The sequence below is a fragment of the Micromonospora sp. KC207 genome, assembly GCF_004348615.1.
Lineage (GTDB): Bacteria > Actinomycetota > Actinomycetes > Mycobacteriales > Micromonosporaceae > Micromonospora.
This window is the reverse complement of record NZ_SMKJ01000299.1, coordinates 1-8140: the sequence shown is the minus strand read 5'-3', so window position 1 is coordinate 8140 and position 8140 is coordinate 1. Positions and strand designations below refer to the sequence as shown.

The window sequence follows — 8140 nt, the reverse complement described above, 5'->3', positions numbered from 1 at the left end:
GCCCGGCAGCCGCCCCAACAACCCGGAGGACCCAGGAGACCACGCCCCGCCGCCGCGACAGACGGCCCACCACCATGCCCGGAACCGAACAACATCGATCAACAGCGATCAACGACGCCGGGCTAAAGACGCCGCCGTCAGGCGCGAATCATCGAGGCTAGGACCTCCCGCAACGCCGTACGGTACGGCTCGAACGGCCACCGATGCTCCCCAGGTTCGAGCCTGCCGATGTAGCGGGCGTCCACGGCGCTGCGGCATGCCGTATGTGCGTGGGCGTGTGTGTTGACTGCGTCGGCCTGCTCCTGCCGGGACAACAGCCGCCCCGACGGCGACGGCGACGGCAGCGCAAGCCGCGCCGCGCGAAGTAGGTTGTTAGGCCCCGGTTGATAGGCCACGAAGTTCTCTCCCGGTTCAATCCGCCGGCTGCCCCATGGGCATCCTGCAAAGCAAAAGAAAGACGCTGGCAGGCACAGGGCAACGGAAGCGGCGCCGCGCGACAGCCATGAATCGACCTGTCAGCCGGGCCGCTCCTGTTCCGGCCTGCTCAGCCGGCGGTTCTGGACGCCACCGTCAACCGAAACCACCGCCAGCGCTGGGGCACCTTCGTCGCGGTACACATTCGACCAGCACACGGCCGGAAGTGCCCGCCTTAGCGGAAGGAGAGGCTTCATGCGCGGGCCGGTCGGCACGCCGGATGGTCACAGCACAACAGAGCCCGCGAGCGAGCCCGTTCCAGGGCACGTCGTGATCGACGGAGATTTAGAGGTCCTAACAAAGTCGTGCGACATGTCGGTACGTGATGATGCAGGTGGCGAGGCTGAGGAAGGCTTCGTGGATGTCGTCGCGGCGTTCCCAGCGGATGCGTAGTCGTCGCATGCCGTGGTACCAGGCGATCGTCCGCTCGACCACCCACCGGAACACTCCGAGTCCGGATCCGTGGGGCTGGCCACGGCGGGCGATGCGCGGGCGGATGCCCTTGCCGCGTACTGCCTTGCGGTACTTGTCGTGGTCGTAGGCGCGGTCGGCGAACAACTGGTCGGGGCGCTGGCGTGGGCGTCCGCGCCACCCGCGTACCGGCGGAATCTTGTCGATCAGCGGGAGCAGTTGAGTGACGTCGTGGCGGTTGCCGCCGGTCAGCGACACGGCCAGGGGGATACCGGCGCCCTCGGTCAGGACGTGGTGCTTCGAGCCCGGGCGGGCGCGGTCGACCGGGCTCGGGCCGCTTTTGGGCCACGTCTGGCGGCCCGCACGTGCGAGGAGTCGATCACGGTGCGGGACCAGTCGAGCTTGCCGGCTGCCTGGAGTTCGGCCAGCAGCAGCTCGTGCAGCCGCTGCCAGACCCCGGCCCGGTTCCATTCCTCCAGGCGTCGCCAGCAGGTCATTCCCGACCCGAACCCCAGCTGCTGCGGCAGGAACTCCCACTGGATGCCGGTGTGCAGCACGAACAGGATTCCGCACAGCACTTGTCGGTCAGGGATCCGCTTGCGTCCCGGGTGCCGCGGGTTGCGCTCAGGTTTGGGCAGCAGCGGCTCGATGCGCTGCCACAGCCCGTCCGGCACGATCCACGGCGGCTGCTCGCCACGCCTCACGGCCCGACATCGTAGATCACCCTCTACAACGGACGGAAGACCCAAAGACCATTTTGTTAGGACCTCTAAGAGCTGACACTGATCCGACAAAGGCTGTTCCCCTGGATCCAAATAGTCCAACCGTTGGCGGCTTGTCTACCACTTCACCAATGACTGGCCCATGACGGTCCACGGCTGTCCGACCGGTCCACGGCGGGCGAGCACCCGCCGAGCACCCGGATCCGCCCGACACGCATAGCGATGTCGGATGACTCTGCAGCTTCGGCATCCTGACGGCTGCCGCGCGTTACACAACCTACGACCTTCGTGCGGGTCTGTGGATCTAACGGCTCTGTCTCTCCGGGAAGCGGTCGCTGAAGGTGATGGCAAAGGCGTTTAAACGCCGGATCGTCGCCGACATCTGGGGTGTCGACCTCACGGTGGTCGAGCGGGAGTTCACCCTCGTCGGTGTGAACCCCACGCTGGACGAGTTCACCGAGCTCGCCTCGACCATGCGCAAGACCGCCGAGGAGGCAGCGGTGGCCGCCGGCGCGGCGCTCGCCGACCGCATCGCCGCCTGAGCCGCCTCGCCGGGCCGGGCCACCTCGCCCAAGCCGTGACACGCGGCCACCGCACGATTCTCGGTTGTCAGCACAGACCATCGATGATCATGCGGTGGCCGTTCTCATGCCGCGCCACGCCCAACGCCGAGGCCAGGTGACGTAGGGGGCGTCAACGCGTGCCGGCGGCCACCGGCCGGAACTGTTGGTGGAGCGCGGCCACCAGCGTGTCGAACGCCTTCTGCAAGCTCTGCGGGTCGTGCTGCGCGGCCACGTCCCGGGCGTGCTGGAGGATGTCGAGGCGGAGCGCGGGCAGCACCGGCTCCGCCGACGGTTCCGTACCCTCCTCGGGCCACCGCAGCACGGTGAGCGGCAGCCGAAGCGGCCCCTCCACACCGCGGCGGCCGCGATCGTCGAGGATGCGGGCACACTCCTCCTCCACCACCCGCACCGCCTCGCCTTCCGCCGAGGTGATCGCGGACTTCAGGTTGTTCCACGCCTTCCTGTGCGCCACCAACTCGCTCCGGCCGGCATCGGTCAACTCCTTGGCCTGCTCCTCCAGATCGGTGATGTCCTTGGCCACCTCCTTCGCCCGGTCCGCGTACGGGTTGTGGGACAGGACCTTGACGGCGATGGCGGAGACGCTCAGCAGCACCAGCAGGCCCACGAAGACCGGCTGGAAACTGACCAGGGCGGCGAAGGACTTCGCCTGCGTGGACCGCACGTAGGCGCCTGCGGCGAGCACGCCGACGGCCAGGACGGCGAGGATCACCGGCCCGGCCAGCCGAGGCCACGGCAGGTCGTGCTCCTGCCGAGTCTGTTCCTCGGGTCGCCAGTGCCACAGCGCCCGGCGCAGCAGCAGCCACGGGTTGAGCGGCCCGCGACGGCGGGAACGGGTCACCCGGACCCGGTGTCGGAACAGGTGCTCCGCCAGACTCTGCCCGGCGGCCAGCAGACAGAGGGCCATACCGATGCCGGGCAGGTAGGCGATGTAGTAGACGATCTCGGACGGGCCGGCCCCGAAGATCCGCTGCACCACGTTCGCCACGAACGCCACGTCGAAGACCGCCGCGAGTGCCAGCACCACCCAGACCGCCCACTTCGGAAGGACCCGGCGGCGCAGGTTCTCCGCCCCGTCGTTCGCGTGCGACTGGGTAACCGTCTGCTCCGCGCGACGTGCCTCCACGACCCGCTCCCGAGACACGAAACGGTCGATCGCGTCGATCGCCGCCTGCGCCGCGTGGTACCGCTCCACCACCTGATCGCCGGCGCTGTCCAGCGCGGCCTGGGATGCCAGGAGGGCCACGTTGCCACTGCCGAACGCACGCAACAGGGCAGCCGCCTCCAGGTCCTCCGGTCGCTGCTCCCCTGCCCGTACGACCGGGTTGCCGAGCAGGACGGTCGAGGCCGGACAGGGCGTCGGCGCCTGCCAACGCCGACCGTTGCTCGCTGCCTCATCCATCACCATGTCTCTCCTCACGATCGAGAAGCCAGGATGTCGACCCGACGGGCGCACTGGGTCTCATCGTCGGCCGTCGCGGTGACCGGAAAGCTGGTCCCGTCGACGCACGTGTTGATCTCGCCTCTTCCCTCGGCCACGACGTTCGGCACGCCCTCCCCCCGGAGGAACTGGGCGACCGCCTCCGCGCGGTTCCTGGAGAGGTCGCGGTTGTCGGTGTCATCGCCGCGCGGGTCGGCAAAGCCGATCACCTGCACCCGCGTCGTCGCGCCGGTCCGCAACGTCACCGCGAGCTCGGTGAGCAGCGGCGTGGCGGCCGACCGGAGCACGACCTCGCCCGTGTCGAAGAGCGCGGCCGCCGGAAGGCTGTACCGCTGCGCTGCGGTGCCGTACCGCACCACCGGATCCCCGACCCCGGCCACGGGCCCGGGCTGCGGGCCGGGATCCTCCGGGTTACCGCCGAACGAGGCGGCCCGGACGTCGCAGTCACCCCCCTGGAACTCGCAGAACTCCTTCCACAGCCGGGTCAGCCACTGCACCTGGGCCGGCGTCGGCAACGGCTGACCAGCGGCGGGATGACCGATGCCGACGAAGCTCACCTCGATGCCGACGAACACGTCCCGTCGGAGCTCCTGCGCCGCCTCCGCCGAGCACACGGCGGTCAGCGCGGCAATCTCGTCACCGCCGCTGAAAGCCGACTTCACCAGGCTGGCGCAGCCCGACGTGACCAAGCCGTCGGTGGCGACGACCAGGCGCTTGGCACCCTCACCCTGACGGAGCCAGTCGGCCGCAGCGGCCACGGGGCGCAGGATGTCGGTGCCCGGCGCGGCCGGGCTGGTCGTCCGGGCCGCGTCGAGCCAATCCCCGAGGCACCCCTCGGCCTCCTGGCGGCGGTCCTTCTGGTTGTCCGGGTTGTCGTCGTCCTTCTTCCAGTCCGTCGACCGCTCGAAGGCGCTCCACGACAGGCCCGCCGTGGTGCCGCTGAACGGAGCCACGGCTACGGTGTCCCGCCCCTCGACCGCCCGTCGGATGAACTCGTCGAGGGCGTTGCGATAGTCCGGCGCAGCGGGGCCGGTGGCCCGGGTCGAGTTGGTGACGTCGACCAGGAGTGCCGTCCGCCCAGTCGCCTCCCCGGGCTCGCCCATCCACTCGCAGGGCTTCGGGCCGCTGGGCGGCCGACACCCAACCAGCGACGGTGCGGCCAGGACTGCGACGACCACCGATACGAGCCATCGGCGTACCGCCGGCGTCATGAGTCGTCACCACTTCCGACGGGCAGGCCCTGGCTGCGCCGGAACGCGTGCAGCGCGGCCTCGTACGACTCGGCGAACTCGAACAGGCCCACGCGGGTGTGGCTCTTGGCGGCCCGGTCGAGCACGTCCGCCAGGTCGGTACGGGCCTGGTGGCGGGCGTTCTCCAACCCGGTCACCGACGCCGCGAACGGCTTGTCGGTCAGCTGCGCGGCGTACGGCAGGACCAGGTCGCCGACGTCCTGGCCGGTGAACCCGGTGAGGATCTCCCGCCAACGGGCCGCCGCCGCCTCCACGTTGTCCGCCCGCACCCGCATGAGCGAGTAGGCCAGCAGCACGTCGACCACCCGCGCGTCCGGCCGCACCCGCAGTTTCACCTGGCAGCGCAGCGAGACTCCGGCGTCGGTGAAGCAGAAATCGGCGGGCAGCGCCTCGACCATGGCCCGCTCCGCATCGAGTGCCCGGTGCGGTGCGAAGGCCCGTCCCACCTGCCAGACCACGTCCCGCACCGCGCGGCGGACGCTCTCGGAGTGCCGGTCCGCGCGGGTCCTGAGGTCGTCGAGGTCGGTCACCGCGGCCGACCAGGTCGCCTCCACCTGCACCTGGAAGTCGTACGCCTCGCCCATCGCCGGGATCGCCAGCGGCGTCCCAGCGTCGATCGACTCGGTCAGCGGGGTGATCGGGACGCTGGCGGCCGGCGAAGTCGCAGTCGCGGGCTGCTCCGAACGTGCCTCCGGACGCCGCCCTGTCAGCCGGTTCCAGAGTCGGCGCCAGAAGCCGGGCTTCCGGTCGGATTCGTACGTCGTCATCGGGTTCGGTCCTCCGTGGGTCGGTCGATGAGTTCCTTCAGCAACAGGTCTTCGGGGCGGCGGCCGTGCCACAGCCGCAGGTGCCAGAGGCCACGCTTGCGCAGCCGCCGGTCGACCAGCGTCTTGCGCACCAGGCCGGAGAGCGCCTCGGAGAGGTCCTCGTGCGGGCCACCGGGGCGGTACGGCAGCTCCAGCCACTGTCGCATCAGGTCCCAGGCCGGGTACGCGGTCGCCGGGTCGGCGAGGGCGGCCTTCCACATCCGCACCAGCGCCGGCAGCCGTTCGGGTACGACGGTTGCGTCGACCAGGAGCTGCGGCCACTCCGGGCGGTCGCGGCCGAGCAGCCGGGCGAGGAAGAGGACCGCCCAGGTGGCGTGGGTCCTGACGTCCGCCGCGTCATCGGTCAACCAGGCGTCGACGTGGTCGAAGACCAGCTCCGTCGAGCCGGCCTCCTGGTAGATGCCCGCCACCGCACGGCCGACGCTCCGGTACGCCCGCTGTCGCGGATCGGCGGCGATGACCCGCAGGTCGTGCAGGGCCACATCCGGGATGGCCACGCCCAGCTCCGTTCCGTAGACCCTGGCTGCCGTGTCGTGCAGCTCCGGGTCGTTGCTCGACACCCAGTCGCCGACCCGCCGGCGCACCCGGATGACGAATCGGTCGTTGCGGCCGACCTGCTCCAGCGCCCATGCCGCCGCCTGCCGGCGCATGCCGTTGGTGTCCAGCGCCCACGGCCGGATCAGGTCCGCCATGATCTTCTCGAAGTCGTACACGGCGAGCTTCCCCACGGCCTGCGCGGCGCGGAGCCTCATCGCGGGGCGGCCGCTCGTGACGACCCGGTCCAGCCAGTACAGCAGGACCTCCCGGGTCGTGTCGTAGTCGTTCCACGCGACATCGAGGAAGGCGTCCGAGAGCGCGGCGTTGCGCAGTTGGGCGCGGCGCGGCGACGCCTCCTTGCCGGTGCCGAGGTCGCCCAGCATGTCGGGATAGAAGAGCTTCTCCAGGCCGTCGTCGAAGACCGGCCGGGCGGGTGTGGAATCCGGTGCCTCGACGAGCCGCAGCATGCCGAGCAGTTGCTCGGCGGCGGAGAGCACGTCGACCAGCTCGATGCCGTCGAAGATCGCGTACGCCGTGCGCAGGGCCTGCCGTCGCGGGCCCCCGAAGGGGTCGGCGGCCGACGAGGCCACGAGCGCGTCCTCGAACGCCGCCCGGGCCACCGCCCGCCAGTCCGGCTCCAGGGCGGCCACCACCTCCTCGGTCGCCTTTCCCTGCCGCAGGCCCTCGACCAGGGCCCGGGCCAGTTTCACCACTCGACCGGGACGGCGGTTGATCGCGAGGTACTCCGTGGTCGCCTCGTCGGTCAGCACCGTCCGCAGCGCGTCGGGAGGAAATCCGGGCAGCTCCGTCTCCAGGTAGCGTTCGAGCACCGCCGCCGGGTCCGGCCAGTCGTGGGTGACGGCGTACCGGCTGGTTTCGGCCTCACCCGCCGACGGCCCGAGCAGCACGACGTACCCACGGCCGCCGTGCCCCACCGCTGTGCGGTAGGCCTCCACGGTCGACTCGTCGGCGAGATCCGCACCGTCGCGGACTTCGAGAACCAGACCCCAGCCGGCTGGAAAGATCGCCTCGGACTGGGACAGCACCTCACCCGCGACGACACCGTCGGGCATCACCAGCCCGCCGACCGCGACGATCCGACCCTCGGCGTACATCCGCTCCAGGAGAGCGTGACCCGCGCCCCGCCGGCCGCTGCCGTCGGGGCCCCGGACGATCACCAGCCCTTCGGTACGAAGCGTGGCGAGAGCCGATGGGAAGTTCGGCCCTTGCACATACCGTCGGCGCTGTTGCTGCAGGTCGACGCCCGTCAGCTCGTAGCGGGTGAGGGTGATCCGCTGGCCGCCCAGCTTGACCTGGACCGAGACCGCGTTCGTCCCGAAGGCCGCCGGGCCGTCGACCGTGTTCACGCGCGTGCGGTACTGGTCCCCCCGCTGGAGGTTGAAGGCCTCCGCCGGGGACTCCGCATCGTCAGGCGTCTTGCCCGACGACGGCTTGCCCAACTGCTGCTTGGGCAGCCACTCGTGCAACGTCTCCGGCCTACGGCCGTCGGCCGCACCCGGGCCGCCGTCGGCGACGTCCCTCCGGGCCACCGCCTGCTCCTGCGGCGTCGGGTCCACCGGCGCGTCGGACGACGCCCCGGGACGGTCGTCCCCGTCCGCCGGGTCGGCGGCCCCGATCTCGTCCGCCGACGGGGCTACGTCGGCCGCGCCGGCCTCCGGCGGCGGCGCCGCGACGCCGACCTGGTCGAGGTCGTCATCGCCGGTCATGCCGCGCCCCGTAGTGGTGGGAGGTGGCGTTCCTGCCGACGGCGAAACCGCCCTGGACGACGCCGGCGGAGATGTCGTACGTGTCGCCCGCGCCTCGCCCGTCCGCGCCCCGTTCGACCTCTTCAGGGGTGGCCGTGGCACGGTCGGGGCCCGGGGGGCCGGTAGAGGCG

7 protein-coding genes are annotated in these 8140 nt (G+C 71.0%); 1 reads left to right on the top strand and 6 read right to left on the bottom strand.

Going from position 1 to position 8140, the window contains the following annotated elements; all coding sequences use genetic code 11:
• Positions 1-768: 768 nt before the first annotated feature.
• Positions 769-1562, bottom strand: a protein-coding gene (locus tag E1258_RS27135) for an IS5 family transposase (RefSeq protein ID WP_165949914.1) whose coding sequence is annotated in 2 segments (ribosomal slippage) — positions 769-1229 and positions 1229-1562 — 795 coding nt in all. Because the reading frame shifts where the segments join, the coding sequence is not laid out codon by codon here.
• A gap of 389 nt (positions 1563-1951) precedes the next feature.
• Here E1258_RS27135 and E1258_RS27130 point away from each other — a divergent pair.
• The gene (locus E1258_RS27130; protein WP_132406113.1) at positions 1952-2149 is read left to right on the top strand and encodes a hypothetical protein; all 198 of its coding nucleotides are present in this window, start codon (positions 1952-1954) and stop codon (positions 2147-2149) included.
• A gap of 151 nt (positions 2150-2300) precedes the next feature.
• Here E1258_RS27130 and E1258_RS27125 read toward each other — a convergent pair whose 3' ends face one another.
• The 5 genes from E1258_RS27125 to E1258_RS34085 all read right to left on the bottom strand — a co-directional run.
• Positions 2301-3590: a hypothetical protein gene (locus E1258_RS27125; RefSeq protein ID WP_132406111.1), complete on the bottom strand. Its 1290-nt coding sequence runs from the start codon at positions 3588-3590 to the stop codon at positions 2301-2303.
• Positions 3591-3604: 14 nt separating this feature from the next.
• Positions 3605-4732, bottom strand: coding sequence for an OmpA family protein (locus tag E1258_RS27120; RefSeq protein ID WP_165949913.1), 1128 nt, complete (start codon positions 4730-4732; stop codon positions 3605-3607).
• A 104-nt stretch (positions 4733-4836) separates the two neighbouring features.
• Entirely contained in the window at positions 4837-5646 is an 810-nt protein-coding gene (locus tag E1258_RS27115) for a hypothetical protein (RefSeq protein WP_132406107.1), read from the bottom strand.
• Positions 5643-7970 (bottom strand): hypothetical protein, encoded by a 2328-nt coding sequence (locus E1258_RS27110; RefSeq protein ID WP_132406105.1) that lies wholly within the window; start codon positions 7968-7970, stop codon positions 5643-5645. Before E1258_RS27110 ends, E1258_RS27115 begins: the two co-directional genes overlap by 4 nt.
• Positions 7957-8140, bottom strand: a 184-nt coding sequence (locus E1258_RS34085; protein WP_207919734.1) for a hypothetical protein, incomplete at its 5' end; no start/stop codon positions are given. The genes E1258_RS27110 and E1258_RS34085, both read right to left, overlap by 14 nt.